This is a genomic window from Edaphobacter aggregans DSM 19364, from assembly GCF_000745965.1.
Classification (GTDB): domain Bacteria; phylum Acidobacteriota; class Terriglobia; order Terriglobales; family Acidobacteriaceae; genus Edaphobacter; species Edaphobacter aggregans.
Genome location: NZ_JQKI01000018.1, coordinates 24,905 through 47,105, shown reverse-complemented (window position 1 = coordinate 47,105; position 22,201 = coordinate 24,905). Strand labels below are relative to the sequence as shown.

General features: G+C 59.6%; 19 protein-coding genes. 9 read left to right on the top strand and 10 right to left on the bottom strand.

The window, feature by feature from the left end:
* Positions 1-23 precede the first annotated feature (23 nt).
* The 3 genes from Q363_RS09245 to Q363_RS09235 form a co-directional block, all read right to left on the bottom strand.
* Entirely contained in the window at positions 24-920 is an 897-nt protein-coding gene (locus Q363_RS09245) for a transglutaminase-like domain-containing protein (protein ID WP_035349525.1), read from the bottom strand.
* Positions 921-1,082: 162 nt separating this feature from the next.
* Positions 1,083-2,249 carry a methionine adenosyltransferase gene (metK, locus tag Q363_RS09240; protein ID WP_035349524.1) on the bottom strand — a complete coding sequence of 389 codons (1,167 nt, stop codon included), beginning with the start codon at positions 2,247-2,249 and terminating at the stop codon, positions 1,083-1,085.
* Positions 2,250-2,460: 211 nt separating this feature from the next.
* Positions 2,461-2,883 carry a helix-turn-helix domain-containing protein gene (locus Q363_RS09235; protein WP_035349523.1) on the bottom strand — a complete coding sequence of 141 codons (423 nt, stop codon included), beginning with the start codon at positions 2,881-2,883 and terminating at the stop codon, positions 2,461-2,463.
* A 367-nt stretch (positions 2,884-3,250) separates the two neighbouring features.
* On the opposite strand from Q363_RS09235, the gene Q363_RS09230 reads away from it, so the two are divergent.
* The 4 genes from Q363_RS09230 (at position 3,251) to Q363_RS09215 (ending at position 9,087) form a co-directional block, all read left to right on the top strand.
* Positions 3,251-4,765, top strand: coding sequence for a hypothetical protein (locus tag Q363_RS09230; RefSeq protein ID WP_035349522.1), 1,515 nt, complete (start codon positions 3,251-3,253; stop codon positions 4,763-4,765).
* Positions 4,766-4,794: 29 nt separating this feature from the next.
* On the top strand, positions 4,795-5,886 hold the full coding sequence (locus tag Q363_RS09225; protein WP_035349521.1) for an ABC transporter permease: 1,092 nt from the start codon (positions 4,795-4,797) through the stop codon (positions 5,884-5,886).
* Between the two features lie 256 nt (positions 5,887-6,142).
* Positions 6,143-7,834: a phospholipid carrier-dependent glycosyltransferase gene (locus tag Q363_RS09220; protein WP_157466687.1), complete on the top strand. Its 1,692-nt coding sequence runs from the start codon at positions 6,143-6,145 to the stop codon at positions 7,832-7,834.
* Positions 7,835-8,001: 167 nt separating this feature from the next.
* Positions 8,002-9,087 carry an MlaD family protein gene (locus Q363_RS09215; protein ID WP_035349520.1) on the top strand — a complete coding sequence of 362 codons (1,086 nt, stop codon included), beginning with the start codon at positions 8,002-8,004 and terminating at the stop codon, positions 9,085-9,087.
* Positions 9,088-9,257: 170 nt separating this feature from the next.
* Here Q363_RS09215 and Q363_RS43895 read toward each other — a convergent pair whose 3' ends face one another.
* A complete protein-coding gene (locus Q363_RS43895) occupies positions 9,258-9,398 on the bottom strand; it encodes a hypothetical protein (protein ID WP_245632126.1) in 141 nt (46 codons plus the stop codon).
* On the opposite strand from Q363_RS43895, the gene Q363_RS09210 reads away from it, so the two are divergent.
* The 4 genes from Q363_RS09210 (at position 9,397) to Q363_RS09195 (ending at position 15,473) form a co-directional block, all read left to right on the top strand.
* A complete protein-coding gene (locus Q363_RS09210; RefSeq protein ID WP_245632125.1) occupies positions 9,397-11,340 on the top strand; it encodes a M13 family metallopeptidase in 1,944 nt (647 codons plus the stop codon). The genes Q363_RS43895 and Q363_RS09210 overlap by 2 nt on opposite strands.
* Before the next feature lie 270 nt (positions 11,341-11,610).
* Positions 11,611-12,831, top strand: coding sequence for a lactonase family protein (locus Q363_RS09205; RefSeq protein WP_035349518.1), 1,221 nt, complete (start codon positions 11,611-11,613; stop codon positions 12,829-12,831).
* Between the two features lie 97 nt (positions 12,832-12,928).
* Positions 12,929-14,152, top strand: coding sequence for a lactonase family protein (locus Q363_RS09200; RefSeq protein ID WP_035349517.1), 1,224 nt, complete (start codon positions 12,929-12,931; stop codon positions 14,150-14,152).
* Positions 14,153-14,222: 70 nt separating this feature from the next.
* Complete coding sequence (locus tag Q363_RS09195) at positions 14,223-15,473, top strand: lactonase family protein (protein WP_051978589.1); 1,251 nt, start codon at positions 14,223-14,225, stop codon at positions 15,471-15,473.
* A gap of 77 nt (positions 15,474-15,550) precedes the next feature.
* On the opposite strand, the gene Q363_RS09190 is transcribed toward Q363_RS09195, so the two are convergent.
* The gene (locus tag Q363_RS09190) at positions 15,551-16,687 is read right to left on the bottom strand and encodes an acyltransferase family protein (RefSeq protein WP_051978588.1); all 1,137 of its coding nucleotides are present in this window, start codon (positions 16,685-16,687) and stop codon (positions 15,551-15,553) included.
* Between the two features lie 76 nt (positions 16,688-16,763).
* Positions 16,764-17,468, bottom strand: coding sequence for a UMP kinase (gene pyrH / locus Q363_RS09185; RefSeq protein ID WP_035349515.1), 705 nt, complete (start codon positions 17,466-17,468; stop codon positions 16,764-16,766).
* 888 nt (positions 17,469-18,356) lie between these two features.
* On the opposite strand from pyrH, the gene Q363_RS09180 reads away from it, so the two are divergent.
* Positions 18,357-18,764, top strand: coding sequence for a hypothetical protein (locus tag Q363_RS09180; protein ID WP_157466685.1), 408 nt, complete (start codon positions 18,357-18,359; stop codon positions 18,762-18,764).
* Positions 18,765-19,034: 270 nt separating this feature from the next.
* On the opposite strand, the gene tsf is transcribed toward Q363_RS09180, so the two are convergent.
* From tsf to rplM, 4 genes are all read right to left on the bottom strand, one after another.
* Positions 19,035-19,697 carry a translation elongation factor Ts gene (gene tsf / locus Q363_RS09175; RefSeq protein ID WP_051978587.1) on the bottom strand — a complete coding sequence of 221 codons (663 nt, stop codon included), beginning with the start codon at positions 19,695-19,697 and terminating at the stop codon, positions 19,035-19,037.
* Between the two features lie 119 nt (positions 19,698-19,816).
* Positions 19,817-20,734, bottom strand: a complete 918-nt coding sequence (gene rpsB / locus Q363_RS09170; protein WP_035349513.1) for a 30S ribosomal protein S2 — start codon at positions 20,732-20,734, stop codon at positions 19,817-19,819.
* A 210-nt stretch (positions 20,735-20,944) separates the two neighbouring features.
* Positions 20,945-21,340 (bottom strand): 30S ribosomal protein S9, encoded by a 396-nt coding sequence (gene rpsI, locus Q363_RS09165; RefSeq protein WP_035349512.1) that lies wholly within the window; start codon positions 21,338-21,340, stop codon positions 20,945-20,947.
* A 97-nt stretch (positions 21,341-21,437) separates the two neighbouring features.
* Positions 21,438-21,872 (bottom strand): 50S ribosomal protein L13, encoded by a 435-nt coding sequence (gene rplM, locus Q363_RS09160; protein ID WP_035349511.1) that lies wholly within the window; start codon positions 21,870-21,872, stop codon positions 21,438-21,440.
* Positions 21,873-22,201: the final 329 nt, after the last annotated feature.

Below are 22,201 nucleotides of genomic sequence, written 5' to 3'. Positions count from 1 at the left end.
AACTAACGAACACGCGCAGAAGGTTACTCGACCACCGGTTCAGGCATTGCACTTCTGATGGCCGACGCGATTGGAAGAGGAACCTTCTCTCCCGCCGCATCCACCTCATTGCTCTCGACATAAAAGTGCGTCAGATTTGCCGCACCGAAGCTCGTCGTCAGCGCCACATCCGTCGCGTCGCGCCCCGTTGCCATCAGCAGCCGTCCGATGCGCGGCGTGTTGTGACGCGCATCCATCGTCCACCAACGGCCGCCAAGATAAACCTCGTACCATGCGCTGAAATCGCCGGGACCGCCATACGGCACGCGAATGTCTCCGAGATATCCCGTAGCGTAGCGCGCTGGAATGTTCATCGCCCGCGACAGAGTGATGGCGAGATGCTGAAAGTCACGGCAGACGCCGACCCGCTCCGTGAAGAGATCGAGAGCTGTCTTCGTAGGGCGCGCTGCATTGTAGTCGAATCGCACGTGGTCATGGACCCAGTCGCGAATCCTGGTCGCCCGCTCCCATCCCGTCGGAGTCGACCCGAAGAGCTCGCAGGCAATCTGCGACATCTTGTCGACCTCGCAGTAGCGGCTGCTCAACAGGAATTGCAGCACATCAGCGGGCAGCTCTTCCACAGGATGCTGAACGGCTCCTGCGCCCGTCTCGTCGGGCTCCTCGCACCACTCAACCATGCTCGAACCGCACAGCCGCAACGCTCCCATCGGCGCGGTGAAGCGCTGGCATCGGTTTCCGAAGCCGTCGATGTATTCCGTGGCCTCGAGGACTCTCCTGGTCTCCAAGTCGATCTGTTCGATCGTCAGCGTCTCCGGTTCGCGGATCGCAAAGTCGAGAATGGGATGAAGTCGCAGCATCGCTACGACGGTCAACGGGGCCGGAAGATGAAACTGAATGTCATACTCGGAGCGGATCAGCATAATCGAGGAGTCTCAAATACAGTCGGCGGGCGATTCTACTGAGGTTTTAGATGCAATCCGGATGTCTCCCCGTTGTGCCTCGCAAAGGGTCGATTCCGGGCCACAACAGTAAGGGGCGAGCCCGAAGGGCTCGCCCCTTACTCATTCTTCGTTCTGGTGCAATTACTTCGCCACGAGTTCCGCAGCCTGCTCCTTGAGAGCAGCAGCCTTGTCGGTCGCCTCCCAAGTGAAGCTCTCGCCCTTGCGGCCGAAGTGGCCGTACGCAGCAGTCGCCTTGAAGATCGGACGGCGCAGCTGCAGGCTCTCGATGATGCCCTTCGGAGTGAGCGAGAAGTTCTTGCGCACCAGCTCCTCGAGCTTCGTCTCATCGACCTTGCCGGTGCCGAAGGTATCGACCAGCACGCTGACCGGCTCGGCGACGCCGATGGCGTAGGCAAGCTGAACCTCGCAGCGGTCGGCCAGACCGGCGGCGACGATGTTCTTGGCCACGTAGCGCGCCATGTAGGCAGCCGAACGGTCCACCTTGGTAGCGTCCTTGCCGCTGAAGGCTCCGCCGCCGTGACGGCCCATGCCTCCGTACGTGTCGACGATGATCTTGCGTCCCGTCAGGCCGGTATCGCCCATCGGTCCACCCACAACGAAGCGTCCGGTCGGGTTGATGTGGTACTTGGTGTTCTCGTCCAGCAGCTCGGCGGGAATGACGGCCTGGATGACGTTCTTCAGGATATCGGCGCGCAGCTCGTCGTTGCCGACGGTCTCAGCGTGCTGAGTAGAGATGACGACAGCATCCACGCGCACAGGCTTGCTATTCGCGTCGTACTCCACCGTGACCTGGCTCTTGCCGTCGGGACGAAGGTAAGCCATCGTGCCGTTCTTGCGCACCTCGCTGAGCTTCAGAGCGAGGCGGTGCGCAAGCGAGATCGGCGTTGGCATCAGCTCCGGGGTCTCGTTGGTCGCGTAGCCGAACATCATGCCCTGGTCGCCGGCGCCGCCGGTATCGACGCCCATCGCGATGTCGCCCGACTGCTTGTTGATCGTCGAGATCACCGCGCAGGTGTTCGAGTCGAAGCCGTACAGCGCGTTGTCGTACCCGATCGCCGCGACGGTACCGCGGACCAGGCTCTGGAAGTCGACATAAGCCTTCGTGGTGATCTCACCGGCGATGACGACCAGGCCGGTGCAAGTCAGCGTCTCGCACGCCACGCGGCTGTAGGGGTCCTGCGAAAGGCAGGCATCGAGAATGGCATCAGAGATCTGGTCGGCGATCTTGTCCGGGTGACCCTCGGTGACAGACTCGCTGGTGAAAAGGAAACGCTCGCGTGTAGCCAAAAGAAACTCCTTCAGGGAAGGCTGCGGACAGGGAACCCCGTCCGCGCTTTGGGATAACTCATTTATTTTACCTGCGGGTGCGCGACGTATCAAAGGCGAACAGGCACGTGCACCGTTCCGCGGTCCAATGGCGAAATCTCGCAGCGAATGGCGCGTGCCTTTGCGAAGAGTGTTCTGGCGGCGAACCCAGACTGCGATGGAGCGCCAACAGCTAAAGGAACAGCCGGCCGTGCAGGACAAACTTCCACACGCTCCATCCCAGCACGACAAGCATGACCACCATCATGGCGACGCCCATCCAGCGGGAGCTGGTGCCGGGCTTTACTCCGCTTCTGTTTCGTCGGACGTTCTCGGCAAACTCGACCCAGTCGTTGTCATCCGTCGACGGAATCGTACCGATCTCGCGCAGGGTCGTCTCAAACCGCTGCAACCATGCAGCCTCGTCAAGACCCACCGCACCGAGATAGCTGCGGACGATTCCCTTACGGAAGACTCCGCCCGGTAGGTCGGAGTATTTCCCTTCCTCAAGAGCTTCCAGATGGCGGATCGAAACTTTCGTTACCGCGCAGATAGTTTCGAGCGTAACCTGCCTCCGCTCGCGCTCTATCCGCAACTCGTCGCCGAATCGTTCCATTCTGCTTCGCTCTAGCTGCTCCAGGACAGTTTGTTTGTGACCCATGCACAGATTCTGCACGGTTTCCGGCAGAATAGAACTGGGCTCGAGTGAAGTCAAAGCCACAGCCCTGCCTGTTACCGGCCGGAACCAAACTAGTATCTACCGCAACTCTAATCGTTCCAGTCATTTGTTTCACGGAATCGTGGTGATCCCACTTCGAGGCAGATGGAGCGACAGTCCGAGTGTCCCTGGTCTTCTTTGACGCGACTGGAAGCCCCTTCTATGATCAAGGCTTGATCGGCATTCGGCCCTCCAGGATGCTCTTGAAACCCAGTTACTCCTGAGATCTGACAGTGTCAGTCGGCTGATCGACAAGAGAGATCGAGTGCGCCTTCCCTTTCCAGCACACATCCCGCTCAGGCACTTGGTCTGTTTTGCCATTGTGCTGTTTGCGGTGCAGCTCTTTCAGGGGACGACGCCTCTCTTTGCGGTCTGCTGCTTCCTGTTTCTTGTTATCGCGGGAATCGCCTTCAATCTGGCAGGTGGTTTCTCACGCCCTTCGGGCGCGTATGTCTTTTTTTATGCGGTCCTCGGAGTCATCGTGGGCCTTTGCTGGAAGGCAGTTCTCGGAGAACCGGCCGACTCCAACCTGGTTGCTCCGCTTCAGACCATGAAGGTGTATGTAGGCGGTATCACCGCGATGTTGATCGCAGTGTTTTTCAGCACTAAGCTCACCCTTCGGCGTCCCCTCCTTGGGAGTTTAGTGACGGATGCCAACCTGCAGAACGCAACGGTCGGCTGCCTGGTCACAGGTCTGGTGGTGACCGCAGCTCTTACCTTCCTTTCCCGCGAGAATGGCGGCTTCCTGAGCGCGTTAGCCCAGATTAACCGCTTTCTTCCCATGGCGATGATTCTGGGCGTCATTCATCAAATACGCCGGAGCGGCGGTAGAAGCAGCATGGGTTTGCCGGTGCTCATCTCCGGCGCATCTATCCTTGCCCTTGGGCTCCTGGGCTTTTCCAAGGAGGGAATCTTTACTCCAGTCGCATGCTGGCTGGTGGCTGCCGGCTCGCAGGGTTATCGGATGTCGCGTCTTCAGGTCGCTAGTGTTGTTTTGGTGATCTTCCTCATGGTTCGTTACTTTGTGCCTTATTCGCAATTCGGAAAGAACGTCACCGTTGACACTGTATCGGGCCGGGCGAAGGTATCGTTGGAACTTCTGGGCAATCTCGAAGACGTTCGAAACAAGTACACACTCATGGCGCAGGATGACTACTCAAACCGAATCCAGGGCTACTTCAATACTCCGCAGGGATTTGGCGATCGCCTTCAGATGATCTCAGTGGATGATTCCCTTGTCGACCTTACGGATAAGAAGGGAACCTTTGGACTCTCACCCGTAACCATGGGATTTGCAAACCTCCTTCCGCGGTTTATATGGCCAAATAAGCCATCTCTCAACTTCGGTAATCTGTACGCCCACGAGACGGGCGGCCTCGCTGACGATGACGTCACGACGGGCATCTCCTTCAGTCCCACCGGCGAGGCTTACCACATGGCCCGGTGGCTGGGTATCTTTCTTATCGCACCGTTGCTCTGGATCATGCTCTTCACCGTCTTCGATTCGCTCTGCGGAGATACACGAACATCTCCCTGGGGGCTGTTGATGATCGCTTTCTTTGCCCACATTGCGCCGGAGGGGATGCTGAGCGGCATCATCTACGCGCTTGGCTACATGAGCTTCGGACTCATCGTGGCAGCGCTGTCGGCAACGTATCTCATGCCGATCTTCGGGACCCTTGCGAAGGGACCCGAACAGGTTACCGTTCGCCGCATCGCACCCATCCGCAGCATACCGCGGCGTAACCGGCCTGCTCCGTCGCAAAGCATCGGCCAGTAACTGCCCCGCTGCCATACACTGGAACCAGCATGAATAAACTTGTCATCGGCAATCTTGTCCACCGGCCCCTCCGTTCCCTCATCAGCGCGCTTGCCATTGCCATCGAGGTGATCATGATTCTCTCGATCACGGCGATCCTGCTGGGCAAGATCAGCGGCTTCAAGGCGCGGCAGAACGGCATCGGCATGGACATGATCGTCCGGCCGGCGACGACGAATAATTTTCTGGGGATGAGCTCGGCGGCCGCGTCAATCAAGGTCGCCGATGTGGTCGCGAAGATTCCTCATGTGGCAGTGGCCGCGCCTGTGAACATCCAGCTGAATGCGTCGCTCGACAGCATCTACGGCGTCGACTACAAGAGCTTCAACGATCTTCAGCCGTTCACCTTCATCTCCGGCGGACCGTTTCAAGGGCCGGATGACGTGATCGTGGATGACTTCAGCGCGACCGGCAAGAAGGTCGGGGACACGATCTCGATCCTCAATCATACCTTCCGCATCAGCGGCATCGTTGAGCACGGCAAGGGAGGGCGCAAGTTTGTTCCAATCGACACGATGGGCAACCTGACAGGGACCCAGGGCAAGGCCTCGCTGTTTTATCTGAGAACAGACGATCCTCCGAAGTACCAAGAGGATGTCCGCAAAGCCATTCTCGCGACCCCTGGGATGAGCCAGTACAACGTGGCGACCGCCGAGGAGTATCTCTCCGCCATCTCGCCGACCAGGCTGCCGTACATGAGCACGGCCATCAATGTGGTGGTGGGTATCGCGCTGGTGATTGGATTTCTCGTGATCTTCCAGTCGATGTACACGGCGGTGATGGAGCGAACGCGCGAGATCGGCATCCTGAAGTCTCTGGGAGCGTCCCGTCTCTACATCATTGCGCTGGTGCTTCGCGAGACCGGCACGATCGCAGCGGTTGGCATCGCGCTCGGTGTCGTGGGCAGCTATGCCCTTAGCGCGGGGCTTGAGGCGCGCTTCCCAACGCTGGATTTCGTGATCAACCTGCCATGGGTATGGAAGGCCGTCGTGATTGCGTTTACCGGCGCATTGCTGGGGGCTGTCTACCCGGCATACAAGGCGGCCAGCAAAGACCCGATCGACGCACTAGCCTACGAATAGACCGCCGGGGTAAGCCGCTTCATAAGTTAGTCTTGCACCCTCGATGCTTTCGACTTACCCTTGTTACGGGCAGTCACCTGCGGGCCCCGCACGCGTCACCCGGTACGCGTATGGATCGGCAGGGAAGCAGGCCATGAAGCCTTGATCTGCCCCAATTTTCGTGCTCCGAGTTCTGAACTGCATGTCGCTGATTCACCTGTGGCAGTGCAGTACTTTTTCTGCATCATGTCTGAACTGTTTCAGGTTTGCATTGTCCATGACACGGCCCACATCGGCTCCTTCCATCCCGGCCCAGCGAGCGACCGAATTCTCCAGCGCAAGTAAGCTCGTGGAGTTCCTTCTACTTGTTGCGGCAGCCTGTTTCTTCGTTCTGCATGCTGTCCATCTCCGTGCGGACTTCCCGAATCACTCCCCCTGGATGGACTGGTCTAAATACACGGATGAGGGCTGGTACGGCGACGCCGCGATTCGCCACTTCCAGCGCGGGCACTGGTACGTTCCCGGCGACTTCAATCCCGCTGCCGCTCTTCCGGTCTGGCCGCTGGTCGAATCCGTCGTCTTCGGTTTCACCGGGGTCAACGTCGTCGCCGCGCGTGCTCTCGCGGTCGGCATCTTCGCCCTGATCCTGGTCAGCGTCTACCTTCTTGTCCGCCGCTGGCAGGCCCTTGCGTTCGATCGAGAGCGTCGGCGCAGCCCTTCGCTTGCTGCCGCCATCGCCGTGCTTCTGCTCGCGGTCAGTCCCTTCTGCTACGCCTTCAGCAGGCTCGCCATCCTGGAGCCGATGCTGATTCTGCTTACGCTGCTGGCGCTGCTGGCTTCGTCTTATGTCGTAGCAGACGAAGGAAGGCCGATCTCATGGCCGCCTCGCCTGCGACGCATCGCGCCCATCGTGGCCCTCGGGCTTCTGCTGCCCCTGATGGTCCTCACCAAGACCACAGCCGTCTTTCTGTTTCCGTCTGTCGCGTGGATATTGTTTGCGCGCGCCGGATATCGACTACGGCCCTTCCTGAGGATCGGAGTTCCGGCTCTCGGGCTGGCTGCCGTGGCGTGGGCCGCCTACTATGGCCTCATCGTCCGGCCACATTTTCTCAGCGACTACAAGTATCTGTTCAGCGCGAACGCCTACACCGGAATTACCGGCGAAAACGCCTTCGAGGTGCTGCGGGACACCTTCGTCGATGGCATATGGATTGGGCGCCTTCTCTATCCGCTCTCGCTTCTGGCAGTCGTCATGGCGTTATTCTTCAAGCCGCGTTTGCTTCGGAACCCTTTGGTTCCCGCGCTCCTGCTCTGGGCGGCTGGCTATGCCGCGTTTCTCGCTTATCACAACAATCTGCAGCCGCGGTACTACCTCGTCGTCGCAGTCCCTCTGACATTGCTGGCTGCGATCGTCTTCGAGAGCATCTGGAACCGTCGCGATCTGATCGCACCACTGCACCATCTGGCCGCTTGCATAGCGGTGGTCGCCGTGGCAGTGGTCGCGATTGCCGACGCGCGCCAGACCATTCACTACGCCGTCCATCCGGAGTACACCTTCGCCGATGCCGCCGATCGTATTCGCGAGATCGTCTCCACGGACCACACGCATAGTTCTCTGGTGCTCTCGATCAGCGGCTCCGACCTCTCGCTGATGACGGGGTTGCCGTCGATCTGTGACGACTTCGGAACGCTGGAGTTGTCCGACCGCGTGCGCCAGTACCAGCCCGGCTGGTACGTCGCCTGGAACCAGGTCGACGACGACAAGATGGATGCGCTCACGCCCCTCTACCGCCTGCAGCGGGTCGCCTCCTTCCCCGCAATGGATGACCCGGAGCGCAATCTGCTCATTCTTTACCGGCTCGATCCGGCGACCTCCCCCGCGCCGCGCCGACGTCGCCCCAAGCCGATTCCAAAACTGCTGCAGACCAGCTTCGGTCAGCAGCCAAGCCCCGTCCAACTCGAACACTGATGCAGCGTTCCATGACTCATTTCGTACGTGATCGCGCCATCGCGACGTGTCGAAGGGGGACTAATGTATCCTCTGAATTGTCAGCCACCTGCATGATGCGCAGACGATGACCCCGGGGTGTTGCTCCGATGGAGTGAATCCCGGCACACTGATTCTCAAGGAGTGCTATGCCGAGCCAGCAGGAGGTCCGATGGTCGCAGTTGAAGATAGGCGTCATTGTCCTGGTGGCTTCGATCATCCTGGTCGCACTGCTGTTCCTGATGACAAGCTCGGCCGGCCTTGGAATCTTCTCGCGTAAGCTGACCATTGTGACCTACTTTGAGAACTCCGCCGGTCTGAAGCCGGGCGCGGCGGTCAATCTGCAGGGCGTAACGATCGGCACCGTAAAGACCGTCACCGTCGTCTCGACGCCGGAGCGTAAGCTGACGCCCGTGCGTGTCGTCATGAAGCTGAATGAGAAGTACGCAGAGGAACTTAGGAAGGATTCGAAGGCATCGCTGACAACGGTCGGTGTCCTCGGAGATACGGTGGTCGACATCAACAGTCAGTTCGCCGTCGGTCCGCCTCTGCGCGACGGCGATGAGTTGAGGACGCTCGAGACCCCGAGCCTGACCGATGTCGTCAAGGCGAGCCAGGGAACCATCGAGAGCCTTAATGTGATTCTGGCCAAGATGAACACGATCGTCGACAACCTTCAATCCGGCAAGGGGTCGATCGGCCAGCTGATCAACAGTCCCGACTTCTACAACAAAGTCAACGGCACCGTCGACGAACTGCACAAGCTGACGGTCAACGTGAACAACGGCAGGGGAACCATCGGCAAGCTGGTGAGCGACGATGCGCTGTACAACCGTTTGAACGACACGGCGGCGAGGCTTGACAACATCGCCAACGAGCTCGACAGCGGGAAAGGAACGGCGGGCAAGCTGCTCAAGGATCCCTCGCTGTTCGACAACCTGAACTCGACGCTGAAGCACGCCAACTCTCTGATGGCCGATGCGGATGCGGGTAAGGGAGGGCTTGGTTACATCGCCAAGGATCCCCAGTTCCGCCAGCAGTTGCAGAACACCGTCACGCAGGTCGACCAGCTGGTTACGGGCATCAATCAGGGCAAGGGCACGCTGGGCAAGCTGGCCACTGAGGACTCCCTGCACACGAACATGAACAATCTTATGATCAACAGCTCGGACCTGGTAACGGCCATTCGCAAGGATCCAAAGAAATATCTGACGATCCATATGAAGATCTTTTAGGTAAGGCGCCTGGATGCGTCACAATCGCTCCAATCTTCCAGCTTTTGTCTTTTTTTGTGACGAGCCGCTAACCATGCAGCACTGGAGAGCCTCATCCTCTCTCTGTAGAAGACGTCTTTTCTTTTACCCTTACAGCAGGGTTTAACTTTCTGTAACAGAGTTGAATCGTTTCATTTGAGGAGCGTCATGAACGTCAATTCGTTGAAGTCCGTTGTCCCTGCCTTGATGCTGGCCGCTGGCCTGTTGTCTGCCGTTTCGCCAGCAGAAGATGTTTCGGGTCCGAAGTCCGCGCCGAAGAAGCCCATCATCATGGATCTCTCTGCGATCGATACCACCGCCGATCCGTGCACCGACTTCTATAAGTACGCCTGCGGGAACTGGTTAAAAAACAATCCAATTCCGTCCGACCAGGTCCGCTGGGGCCGCTTCAACGAGCTGTCGGAGTACAACAACTATCTGCTCTACTCGGAGCTGAAGGCCGCGGCTGACGCGCCCAAGACAACGTTGCAGAAGAAGTACGGCGACTACTTCGCCGCCTGCATGAATGCCGACCTGGCGAACAAGCTGGGGGCGAAGCCGATCGAGCCCGTGCTGAAGACGATCGCCGAGTGGAACGATCGGAAGAAGCTGGCTACGCTGCTGGGCACGACGGAGGATAAATATGGTGTGGACTACTTCTTCGGCTTCGGGTCAGGCCAGGATCAGAAGGACTCCACCAAGCAGATCGGTGAGCTGGATCAGGCAGGCCTTGGACTGCCCGACAGGGACTACTATCTCAACTCGGACGAGCGCTCCAGGAAGCTTCGCGAACAGTATGTCGCTCATGTGACGAAGATGTTCGTGTTGTTGGGCGACACTCCCGAGCAGGCCGCAAAGGAAGCGCAGAGCGTTCTTGCGATCGAGACGGCACTGGCCGAGGCGTCGATGTCGCGCGTCGATCGTCGCACGCCCGCCAATGTTTACCACATCAAGACCATCGCCGAGGCGCAGGCGCTGACGCCGGACTTCGACTGGAAGGTGTATCTCGCTGCCAAGAAGCAGGGCAGTCTCACGACGGTCAATGTGATCGCGCCCGAGTTCTTCAAGGCGCTGAATCACCAGATCGATACAGCGGACGTGAATGCGTTGAAGAGTTATCTTCGCTGGCACACAGTCCATCGCTTCGCCCCCAATCTGAGCGATCCCTATGTCGAGGAGAACTTCAACTTCTACGCGGCGACGCTGGCCGGGCAGAAGGAGCAGACTCCGCGATGGAAGCGTTGCACCGCTGCAACCGATCGCGCGCTGGGCGAGGCAGTCGGGCAGGACTGGGTAGCCAAGAACTTTCCACCCGCCGCCAAAGACAACATGGAGAAGCTCGTGACGGCGCTCGAGAAGGCGCTTGCCGAGGACATCAGGCAGCTCGATTGGATGAGCGAAGAGACGAAGGTCGAGGCACAGAAGAAGCTCGACGCCTTCCGGCGCAACATCGGCTATCCGGAGAAGTGGCGTGACTACTCGTCGGTGACGATCAAGCGCGAAGACCCCATCGGCAACGTGCAGCAGGTCGCCGCCTTCAACGATCGCCGCGATCTTGCCAAGATCGGCAAGCCCGTGGACGAGAAGGAATGGGGCATGACGCCTCCAACGGTTAACGCCTACTATCGGCCGTCGATGAACGACATCAACTTCCCGGCGGGAATTCTGCAGCCGCCGTTCTACGACTTCAAGATCGATCCGGCGGTGAACTTCGGTGGCATCGGCGTCGTCATCGGTCACGAGATGACGCACGGCTTCGACGACCAGGGCAGCCAGTTCGATCCGCAGGGCAACGTCAGGATGTGGTGGACCGCCGACGATCGCAAGAAGTTCGAGGAGCGCACCGACTGCGAGGTGAAGGAGTATTCGGGTTTCGAGGTCGCTCCCGGGCAGAACCTCAACGGCAAGCTGACGCTCGGCGAGAACACCGCCGACAACGGCGGCCTGCGCATCGCGTACAAGGCGTTGATGGATTCACTCGCCGAGCAGAACGCGTCGACCACCGAGAAGATCGACGGCTACACTCCGGCGCAGCGGTTCTTTCTCAGCTTCGGACAGGTGTGGTGCCAGAACCAGACCGAACAGTCGGCGCGGCTGCGGGCGAAGACCGATCCGCACTCCTCCGGCGAATGGCGTGCCAACGGCTCGGTGCAGAACTTCGATGAGTTCGGCAAGGCCTTTGGGTGCAAGGTGGGTCAGCCGATGATGCCGGCAAACGCTTGCCGCGTCTGGTAACAGAGGAACCGCTCCATCTCCGATACAAAGCCCGGGCTTCGGTCCGGGCTTTCCGTCGGAAACTTGCCCTCGAAGACAGACTCTCGGCGCCGAAGAGCATGGTGGAATGGAGGATTCCATGACCCGAAGGTGGCACAAACTCCTCTCTCCTTCTACAATTGGCAGAGGAATTTATCCCTAAAGAGTTTGCTCGCAACAGGCGGCGCAGGAAGCCGGCGCCGGCGAGGATTAAGGAAGCGCATGAGGTTGAGCAGGATTGGCCGGGTTTCAATGGCCTTGGTAGTGTCCGTTGCAATGGGTCTGGGCATGACGGCGTGCGGCGGTGGCACGATCGCATTCATCTGGGTTCTCGGCACGCAGTACAACCAGATCGGCGGATTCAAAGTCGACGACTTCACCGGCAACCTCACGCAGGTCGTACGCTCGCCCTTCAGCTCCAACGGAACCAATCCCGTCTCCATCGCCCTCAAGCCAGGCGGCCGATACGTGTACATCGTCAATAAGGGCGACGCCACGACTGGCGGCAATATCTCGCTCTACAGCGTGGGCGGCGACGGTGTTCTGACCTTCCAGCAGTCCTTCACCAGTCGCGGATCGACTCCTGTGTGGGCGACGGTCGACTCGACCGGCGGCTTCCTCTACGTGCTCGACACGCTCTATCCGGACACGCCGGAGTATCCGAATCCGAATGGACTGGGCGACATCACGGTTTTTGCCATCGACCAGAATACGGGCCGCCTGCAGTTGGTTCCCAATCAGCAGATCAAGGACAGCAACCAGACGCAGCTGACCTTCTTCCCGGTTGGACCCAAGCCTCTGATGATGCGCGTCTCCGGCGGCTGCGTCTTTACCGTCGACTCGGGTAATCAGACCGTCTTCCCCTATGCCGTAGGCTCGAACGGGCAGCTTACGCTAACGGCGAACTCGACCATCACGACCGGCGCCGGCAACCTGACCTCGATCAGCACCAGCGGGAACTACGTCTATCTCACCGATGCCGCGCCGACGTCTGATAGCCCGGGCGGCCGCATCCTGCCCTACACCGTGGGAACAGGATCAGCGGCATGTTCGCTGAACACCCTGACCGGAGGACCTGTCAACAACCTTCCGCTCACCTCGAACCCGGTCTACTCGATGGCGGACAACAAGGGCAAGACGCTTTATGTGCTGAACGAGTCGTCGCTCGACCCACAGAACAAGACCAGCTCCATCTCGGCCTTCACCATCGATGCGACGACCGGCAAGGTCTTTCCGCTCGGTACCGGAGGAAGCCCCTCTGCGGGCAATCCGTATGCTGTCGGCGCAGGGCCGATGTGCATGGTCGAGGATCCGACTAATCAGTACGTGTACACCTCGAACAATATTGATGGAACGCTCACTGGTAGGCGAATCGATTCCAACACCGGCGAGCTGAGAGAACTGACGCGTGGCTCTTCGTTCCCGACGGTTGGGCAGCCAACCTGCCTGACGCTCAGCGGAAACGTCAACTAGCCGGGGCAGATCAACGGAACAGCACAGTGCCGCAGCCTTGGCTTGGGAATCAGCCAGGGTCTGTGGAGATGATCGGCAATTGGAGTAAGGGAATCGCATGACGTTGAAGACAGTGGGCCAAAGAGCGATAGCCTCGATTGTGTCCGTGGCGATGGGGCTCGGCCTGACGGCGTGCGGCCGCGACTACACGGTCGGCTATGTCTACGCCACCACGGCGCAGTCTACGGCCGGCCTCGTCAACGGCTACAAGGTTGACTACCAGCAGGGCTCCTTGGTGCAGCTCGCCAACTCCCCCATCCCCTCGGGCGGAAAGAATCCCGTGACCGTGGTCGCCTCGCCGGACAACCTCTCCATCTACGTGATCCATCGCGACGACTCCAGCGTCGTTCACTTCCTCATCGGAACCGACGGCAAGATCTACCCGCAGAAGACCTACAACATCACCGGCAGCTTTGCCACGGATGCCTCCATCGACGCCGCGGGCAAGTTCCTCTACGTCACCTTCACCTACCAGAACACGATCCTTCCTGACGGCTCGCTGCAGCAGCTCTACACTCCGGCGAATCCCGGTCCCGGCGGCGTGACCATCTTCCCAATCAATAGTGACGGCTCGCTCGGCTCGCCTTCGACGTTCAATCTGGGGCGCAATCCGGTGAAGATCACCGCCACCAGCAAGAATCACTTCGTCTACGTCATCGCGCAGGACTCCGCGACCACGGCGAACCTCTTCGGCTTCTCGGCGAACACGAGTAATGGCATGCTGACTCCGCTGCCTGGCGTGACCATCAATCCGGGCAACGTGCCCTCGACCGGATTCCAGTCCGGCGTGAACGCCGCGGGAATCATCATCGATGCAGCGGCGAGCCATCTCTACGTGACTGACAGTGCCTCGAACGCGGTCATAGGCTACTCGATTGCCGCCGACGGCGTACCCAGCCTGATCGCGACGGCGAAGACTGACTCCGCGCCCGCGGGCATGACGATCGACATGAGCGGCAAGTATCTCTACGTCGCAAGCTACAGTGCGGGGTCGATCAACGGATACACCTTTGCTGCCAACGGCGCACCGGTTCCGTCCAGCGTTGCCACGAGCGTACAGGTCGGTACTGGCCCGACGTGCTTGTCGATCATCGGCGCTCCCAGCACGGGCTCGCCGACGCATGCCATCTATCTTTATGCCTCCAACCAGTTGAGCAACTCCGTCTCGGGAACGCAGTTGAGCGCGTCCGATGGAAGCCTGAGGCAGATTCAGAACACGCCCTTTACGGCGAACCTTTTACCCTCCTGCCTGGTGACGGTGCCGGCCATTCCGGGACGTTGATCCGGTAGCAGAGTGTGACGTTAGACTTGATGGAAGACGGCGGGCGAAACCGCCGGGATGAAGGAAACAGATGAGTTTGACAGGAAAGATCTTCGGATCGATGTCCAGAGGGAAGGCCGCAACGCCGGCCTCCGTGATCGCACGGTCTGCCTCGGCGGCGCTGCTGAGCGCGGTGGTTGGCCTCACCGCATGCACCCGCGACTACACGGTCGCCTACGTCTATGCAACGTCGTCCAGTGGCATCAACGAATACGCTGCCGACTATCAGTCCGGCGCTCTGGTCCCCTTGCCGGGATCGCCGGTCGCAGCTGGCAACACTCCCGTCGCCATCATTACCGCTCCCGCGGGCTTCTTCCTCTATGTGATCAACCAGGGCGACTCGACCGTGCAGGTGTTCGCTGTTGCCAGCGACGGAAAGCTGACCTCGAAGAACACCTACAATACGGGAAGCCATCCGACGGCCGCGGCCATCGACCCGGCGGGCAAGTTCCTATACGTCACCTATACCTATCAGACCGGGTATTCGGCGGCGAATCCTGGTCCGGGCGGAGTCAACATCTTCCCCGTCAACTCGGATAACTCGCTGGGCACGCCCGCGAATCTGCTTCTGGGCAACAATCCGGTGGGAGTCGTCGCCAGCGACTTCAACAACTTCGTCTACGTGATCGATGCGGAGCCTGCGGTCGGCTCGGCCTCGCCGTTCGGACAGCTTCTGGCGTTCTCGCAGAACTCCACCTCCGGAGCGCTGACTCCGATTGGGCCCACGACGATCTCGACCGATGCAAGCGGAAGGACGGTTGCAAAAGGCTACGGAGCAGGAACGGTTCCGAGCGCGATCGCCGAAGACCCGACCTCGCGCTTCGTCTACGTCACGGATCGCGCGACCAATCAGCTCTACGCCAGCGTCGTCCTTGCGGGCGGCATCCTGCAGGCCATGCAGAACTCGCCGTTCGCCACCGGACTGCTTCCGGTTGCGGTGACGGTCGATCCGCGGGGCAAGTTCCTGTATGTCTCCAACTTCAACGACAACACGGTCAGTGCGTATGCCATCGATCAGCCGACTGGAGCTCCGGTCGGCTCGGTTGGCTCGGGTTCCACCAAGGTGGGAACTGGACCTACGTGCCTCGCGATCGAGCCGGCGCTGGGAATCTACCTCTACTCGTCGAACAACCTCGACAACACGACCACCGGCCTGCAGCTGGATCCGCACAACGGAACGCTGAAGAACGTCCAGAACACGCCGTTTCCGGCGACCGGAACTCCAAGCTGTGTTGTTGCAGTCGCAAACGGCGCGCATGCAACGCAGGTCGTCAATCCATAAGCTCCTGACAAACTCAAAAACGAAAGGCCTCGCTTCGGAAGCGAGGCCTTTCCGCATCTCCCGAAGCAACTCCTGCTTCAGGCAGGCCTGCGCGAGGCAGGAGGGAAGAGGCGCAGCAGCGTCTTTCGTGCAGGGTTCTCGACGAAGCGGTAGACGACGATTGAGAGCACGATGAGCGCTGCGTAAGAGATCCACGGGTCGAGCGCCGCGACATGCAGCCGTTCCGGCAGACGGTACATGTGGATCAGCTGAAAGACGTTGAAGTGGAGCAGGTAAAGACAGTAGCTGCTCTCGCCGATCAGCAGAAGCGGTCCCCACGAGAAGACGGACGAGATTGCATGCGGTCCGCTGAGTCCGAAGACGAGCGCGGCGAAGAGCGGCAGCAGCAGTCCTCCGTGAATGATGAGATACGGAACGTGCGGTGACACCAGATAGAAGAAGAGGAAGAGCGCAGTGAGAGCCGCCGCGGCCATCGCAAGGCGCTGGCGTTCTGTGACTGTTGTCGTCAGCTGCAGGCGCGAGAGTGCGACTCCTGCGAGGAAGGTTGCAGCGTAGGGCAGCGGCGTGTACTTCAGGAAGCGGATCAGCGTGGTCGAGGTGTATCGCGTGATCGGCTCAGTCAGATGATCTGGGTTGCGCAGCATGTAGAGCACAGCCGGAGCGAGGTTCACGATCCAGAGCGCGAGGATCAGCAGGATGAGGCGCGATGGCTTGCGCGGCCACGGAAGGCGAATCAACCAGGGAAAGGCAGCGTAGAAGGCGACCTCGCAGGAGAGCGTCCACGCAACGGTGTTCCAGAAGGTGGCCAGCGACGGGCTCCAGCCTTGCAGCAGCAGTGGCGAGAGGACGAGGCCTTGCCAGAACTCGGTGTGCGAGCGCGCGTACCATTCGTTCTCGAGCATCCTGAAGGAGAGGATCAGGACCAGCAGATAGACAGGATAGAGGCGCGAGAAGCGGGCGAACCAGAAGTCGCGTTTGTTCAGGTTTGCGCCGCGATCGAAGTAGTTATACGAGAGGATGAAGCCTGAGATCAGGAAGAAGACGTTGACGAAGACGAATCCGTGTTCGACGAAGGGGCGAATCGGGCCGAGATGAGGAGGCGTGAAGTGAAAGAGGACGATGTTGAACGCGAGCAGCGTGCGAATGCCTGTAAGTGCAGGCAGCGGCGGCTTGCGTGCCGGCTTGACCAGCGGCGTCGTTGCGGTGGAGGCCAAAGTTCGATCCTGTATGTTTAGGACGCGCTTCCGATGGCGTTTGATGCGGAGAATCGAAGAACGCGGAGCGTGTTTTTCAGGCAGTGACGAGCGAGCCGATCTTTTCGCCGGAGACGACGCGGACGATGTTGCCCTGCTCGCGCATGCTGAAGACCATCATGGGCATGTTGTTATCGCGGCAGAGCGAGACGGCTGTCGTATCCATGACGCCTAGATTGAGGCGCAGAATGTCGTTGTAAGTGATCTGCGGAAAGCGCTCGGCATCGGGCACTTTCTTGGGATCGGCCGAATAGATTCCGTCGACCGAGGTTGCCTTGAGCAGAATATCGGCCTTGATCTCCATGGCACGCAGCGCGGCTGCGGTGTCGGTAGAAAAGAACGGGTTTCCAGTGCCAGCGGCGAAGACGACGATGCGGCCTTTTTCGAAGTGGCGAATGGCGCGGCGGCGAATGTACGGCTCGCTTACCTGATGCATCTCGATGGCGCTCATGACGCGGCAGTAGATGCCTCGTTTTTCGATGGCGTCCTGCAGGGCAATGGCGTTGATGACCGTGGAGAGCATTCCCATGTGGTCGGCGGCGACGCGATCCATGTCAATGGCCTGCTGGGCGACGCCGCGGAAGAAGTTACCTCCTCCGACGACGATTCCGACCTGGCAGCCGAGGGCATGAACGGCTGCGAGTTCTTCGGCTACTTTGTGGATGAAAACGGCGTCGATACCGAAGCCTCGGCCTGCGGCCAGAGCTTCGCCTGAGAGCTTGAGGAGGACTCTTTTGTACATGCTATGTACAAGTATCGCATGGCGTGGATAGGCCTTAAATGACGCTGTCTGTTCGAGTTCGAGGCGCTTGCCCGAACTGACTGTTGGGGGACCCCCCCCAAGGGTATATTTGCAAGCCTCATGTTTTCATGAACTTATGTGATTTCCACAAGGTAAAATCTTCAAAGATAAGGGTTTATGGGTAAAAATATTGAAACGAAATGGCTTATGAGCAGATAAAAAGAGCCCGGCACATTGGCCGGGCTCTTTTCTTGCCTACAAATCCAGTGTGGCAGGTGGAGCGTAATTAATCGGCACTTTATATCTCGTTTGGTTTCATACAGATATGCCAAATTGGGCCTTGACAGGCGATTTTGCTGGGTTTTTTGGGGAATGGCGGCGGATAGGAGGGCATACCTCAGGGGCTAAAAGCCCTCTTATTGCAGGGATCCTTAGAGGCCCGGGCTACCTCAGAAGCAACGGCAACAGCAACAAAGGCAAAGGCAGAATACTGGGATTCTTCGCTTCGCAGTGGCTGGGCAGAGATGCCCGGCCCCTCTTTTCGGAAGAGTCAATCCTTGTAGGGATCGAAGTCGTTGGATCCAGCCATCGCTACTCCGAGGGGAGTGAGCGTGTGCAGGACGCGGATGGTTGAGCCGTGTGCTGCGAGCACCTCGGGGAGGCGCTTGTAGCAGTGCGCCGATTCCAGGCTTGATGAGGCCCTCGCGCTTGACCTCGCCGGTCTTGCGATCGATGACGCCGGTGGCCTGCTTGAGTCGAAGATGTTTTCTGTTGCTGCGTCAATCGATGGTGCCTCATCATAAGAGGCATGAAGGTACGATCGATGGTCCTCGCAGGCCTCCTATCGACTTTGGCGAGTGTTACACCGTGCTCAGCAAAGGACAATGCATGGAACGCTACATGGAAGCTCAACGTCGCGAAGAGTCCGCGAATAGGGCCAACCTTCACGATGACGATTCTCAGCAGAACGGTTACGAGATCGACAATGGAAATTACAGTTATCGATTTTTCTGTGACGGCAAAAAATATCCGAAGATTGATCGCATTACCGTCACGTGCACTCGGGCAACGGCGACAGAATTGGATACGATGTTGAAAGAAAACGGCAAGATTGGCGCGAAATCGCACCAAGAGATTTCTTCAGATGGGAAGACGCTAACGCAAACTTCAACCCGAATCCATGAGGACGGCACGAAGGAAACCAAAACCATCACCTTTGTGCGCACGTCTGGTCTACAGGATTCGCCGGTGGTTGGAAAAGCACGGCAGCGTCGACCACAGAACATGAGACCTTAGTAACAAGTATTTCAGGGTCAACTCTCCGCGTGGAGTTCCCACAGGTACAGCAGTACACGGAAATGAATCTGGACGGCTCTGACGCACTCACGCACGGTAAGGTCCCGGCAGGAGCGACGCTATCTGCTAAACCGAACGGACCTCTTCGGCTCCTAATCAGACAAGTTTACGAAAGACAGACAGTAGAATGATCGGTCCTTTTACCTGTGCAAAAAGAAGAGCCCGGGCTGTCGCCCGGGCTCGTTGAATCCTGCGGATTCGGAGGTTGGCTTATGCCGTTGGCTCTTCCGACGCGGTCTGGGCGGTGGTGGCGACGGTCCAGTTGGGGTCGCCTACCTTGAAGCGCGCGAAGCGGCGGACGGAGATGTTCTCGCCGAGCTTGGCGACGCGGGTGGAGATGATCTGCGCGATGGTGTGCGACTGCTCCTTGATGAAGGGCTGGTCGAGCAGGCAGACCTCCTCGTAGAACTTGCTCATCTTGCCCTCGAGCATCTTCTCGATGATCGCGGGTGGCTTGCCGGTGGAGGCAGCCTGGGCGCGGTAGATCTCCTTCTCGCGCTCGATGTCCTCGGCCGTGACGTCCTCGCGGCGGACGTAGCGCGGATCGGCGGCGGCGATGTGCATGGCGATGTCGCGGAGCAGCTCCTGGAAGTCAGGGGTGCGGGCGACGAAGTCGGACTCGCAGTTAAGCTCGACGAGGACGCCGATCTTTCCGCCGGCGTGGATGTAGGTTCCGACCGAGCCCTCGTTGGTGGTGCGCGAGGCCTTCTTGGCGGCCGATGCCATGCCGCGCTTGCGGAGGACGACGAAGGCTTCTTCCATGTCGCCCTTGGCCTCCTGGAGCGCCTTCAGACAGTCGCCCATGGGGGCACCGGACTTCTCGCGGAGTTCCTTGACGAGTTTTGCATCGATCTTCACAGCGGTCTCAGACATTGATGTTTCCCTTCTTGGTGTAGAGCGTGATTCAGGAAAAGGGGGCGCGGGATCTGTCCCGCGCCCCCTTGATGAAACCAGATGACGGTTACGGCACTGCAAATACGGTGCCTGGGGGCTTAGGCTCCTGCGTCGGCGATGGCGGTGTCGGGCTCGTCGACGGAGGCAGCGGCTGGCGCCTTGCGGATGTTGCCACCGAGGACGGCGGCGAGGTCGACGTTGTCGTCCTCATCGGCATCGGCGGCGGTGATGGAGGCCTGAACCTCGGCAAGCTCGCCCTCTTCGCCGATGTGCTCGGGCGAGAGTTCGGCCTGCTGGACGTCGGCGACCTCGTCGGAGAAGGCGCGCTCGGAGACCATCTGGGCTCCCTCGTAGGCCGAGTCGGCGATCTTCGTGGTGAAGAGGCGGATGGCGCGGAGAGCGTCGTCGTTGCCGGGGATGACGTAGTCGACAACGGTCGGGTCGCAGTTGGTGTCAACGACGGCGACGACCGGGATGCCGAGCTTGCGGGCCTCGGAGACGGCGATGGCTTCGTTGTTGGAGTCGATGACGAAGATCGCGTCGGGAAGGCGCTTCATGCTCTTGATGCCGGCGAGATTCGTCGAGAGGTGCTTGCGCTCGCGCTCGAGCTTGATGACTTCCTTCTTCGTGAGCAGCTCGTAGCGGCCGTCGGTCGACATGTCGTCGAGCTCCTGCAGGCGCTTGACCGACTTCTGCACGGTGACCCAGTTGGTGAGCAGGCCGCCGAGCCAGCGCGAGTTGATGTACGGCATGCCCGCGCGGTTGGCCTCTTCGGCGACGGCATCCTGCGCCTGGCGCTTGGTGCCGACGAAGAGGATGAGCTTGCCCTGAGCGGTGAGGTCGGTGACGAACTTCGAAGCCTCTTTGAACATCTTGAGGGTCTTCTGGAGGTCGATGATGTAAATTCCATTGCGCTCGCCGAAGATGTACTCCTTCATCTTCGGGTTCCAGCGCTTGGTCTGATGCCCGAAGTGAACGCCAGCTTCGAGCAGTTCTTTCATCGTGATGTTTGCCAAATTGAGCTCCTTGGTTGAGGCCCTTGTCGGAGTGTGCACATCCGGGACCCGGATTTATCCCCCGCAGGGGAGATTGGACTCCTTGCCGCAGGTGAGGCCCGTCCCGCGGGTGATGCGAACAGGAGCCCGATCGTGCAGATCAGGCCCCTGCCAAAGCGATTGTTCTCAGAGGCGAAGGGCACCAGCAGAAGAATCCGCTGGAAAGCTCTCTTAGCGCTTCGAGAACTGGAACCGTGCGCGAGCGCCCTTCTGTCCGTACTTCTTGCGCTCCTTGGCGCGCGAGTCACGAGTGACGAGGCCTTCGCTCTTGAGCGCCTTGCGGAGCTCGGGGTTGAACTGCATGAGCGCGCGGGCGATGCCGAGCTTGACGGCGTCGGCCTGACCCATCACGCCTCCACCGCGAACGGTGGTGATGACGTCGAAGGTCTCGCCGATGTCGTTGATGCCGAGCGAACGCTTGGCGGCGGCGCGCTGCTGCGCGGTAACGAAGTAGACGTCAACGTCCTTCTTGTTGACGGAAAATTTGCCGCTGCCCGGGCGCAGGAAGACGCGCGCGATCGAGCTCTTGCGGCGGCCGGTGCCATAGTACTGGACGAGATCTGCCATGATGCTCCTTGAACCTTCTAGAACCTCAGGGGCTATAAAGCCCCATCGTTGATTCAAAACTCTCTCGGCACGGCTGAAGCCGTGCCCTTAACAAAACTTAGGCGGTCACTGCGAGCGGCTCTGGCTTCTGGGCCAGGTGCGGGTGCTTGTCGCCCTTGTAGACTTTCAGCTTGGTGGCCATCTGGCGGCCGAGCTTCGACTTCGGCAGCATGCCCTTGACGGCCTGCTCGACGATGGCCTCGGGGCGGCGCTCGAGCAGCTTGACGAAGGACTCTTCGCGAAGACCGCCGGGGAAGCCGGTGTAGCGGCGATAGAGCTTCTGGTCAGCCTTGAGCCCCGTGAGAACGATCTTCTCGGCGTTGATGATCACGACGTGGTCGCCGGTGTCGATGTAGGGCGTGTAGAGCGGGTTGAGCTTGCCGGACAGCACGTTCGCTGCCTGGGTGGCGAGGCGGCCAAGCGTCTTGCCGCTGGCGTCGAGGACAAACCACTTGCGCTGAATCTCTTTCGCGCTCGGAATCCTGGTGGACATCGTCTTGTTTACTCCTTACTTCTGCCGTCTTCCTTGTTCGGCGTGCTGCGGAAGAATGGTGGAACGAATGGGTGCTGCCTGTTTGAAGCGAAAGCCTGTAACGAACCGAAAAACGTCCCTAACGAAAGGAATCTGCGACAGGGAGATGATGTTCTCCCAAACACGTGAAAGCCGATCGTCTGAGGCTGCGCACAGAGCCTTGGTTTCGGGGCCTGAGGTGTGGGTGCTTTGGGGGCGAATTACCTGCCCCAGGTGGATCCACCACGATATCCCGCCGCGACCGGAGGCGTACTACCCCCACAGTCGTGCAGACGCGAGACTGCGCGAGA

What these genes read in the sequence shown, in the direction of transcription:
- rpsI (WP_035349512.1), bottom strand. Translation starts at nt 21,340, where the DNA reads ATGGCAGATCTCGTCCAGTACTATGGCACCGGCCGCCGCAAGAGCTCG.
- Q363_RS09180 (WP_157466685.1), top strand. Translation starts at nt 18,357, where the DNA reads ATGGAACGCTACATGGAAGCTCAACGTCGCGAAGAGTCCGCGAATAGG.
- Q363_RS09210 (WP_245632125.1), top strand. Translation starts at nt 9,397, where the DNA reads ATGGATCTCTCTGCGATCGATACCACCGCCGATCCGTGCACCGACTTC.
- Q363_RS09200 (WP_035349517.1), top strand. Translation starts at nt 12,929, where the DNA reads ATGACGTTGAAGACAGTGGGCCAAAGAGCGATAGCCTCGATTGTGTCC.
- Q363_RS09215 (WP_035349520.1), top strand. Translation starts at nt 8,002, where the DNA reads ATGCCGAGCCAGCAGGAGGTCCGATGGTCGCAGTTGAAGATAGGCGTC.
- Q363_RS43895 (WP_245632126.1), bottom strand. Translation starts at nt 9,398, where the DNA reads ATGATGATGGGCTTCTTCGGCGCGGACTTCGGACCCGAAACATCTTCT.
- Q363_RS09245 (WP_035349525.1), bottom strand. Translation starts at nt 920, where the DNA reads ATGCTGATCCGCTCCGAGTATGACATTCAGTTTCATCTTCCGGCCCCG.
- tsf (WP_051978587.1), bottom strand. Translation starts at nt 19,697, where the DNA reads ATGTCTGAGACCGCTGTGAAGATCGATGCAAAACTCGTCAAGGAACTC.
- Q363_RS09205 (WP_035349518.1), top strand. Translation starts at nt 11,611, where the DNA reads ATGGCCTTGGTAGTGTCCGTTGCAATGGGTCTGGGCATGACGGCGTGC.
- rplM (WP_035349511.1), bottom strand. Translation starts at nt 21,872, where the DNA reads ATGTCCACCAGGATTCCGAGCGCGAAAGAGATTCAGCGCAAGTGGTTT.
- Q363_RS09220 (WP_157466687.1), top strand. Translation starts at nt 6,143, where the DNA reads ATGACACGGCCCACATCGGCTCCTTCCATCCCGGCCCAGCGAGCGACC.
- Q363_RS09195 (WP_051978589.1), top strand. Translation starts at nt 14,223, where the DNA reads ATGAGTTTGACAGGAAAGATCTTCGGATCGATGTCCAGAGGGAAGGCC.
- Q363_RS09235 (WP_035349523.1), bottom strand. Translation starts at nt 2,883, where the DNA reads ATGGAACGATTCGGCGACGAGTTGCGGATAGAGCGCGAGCGGAGGCAG.
- pyrH (WP_035349515.1), bottom strand. Translation starts at nt 17,468, where the DNA reads ATGTACAAAAGAGTCCTCCTCAAGCTCTCAGGCGAAGCTCTGGCCGCA.
- Q363_RS09225 (WP_035349521.1), top strand. Translation starts at nt 4,795, where the DNA reads ATGAATAAACTTGTCATCGGCAATCTTGTCCACCGGCCCCTCCGTTCC.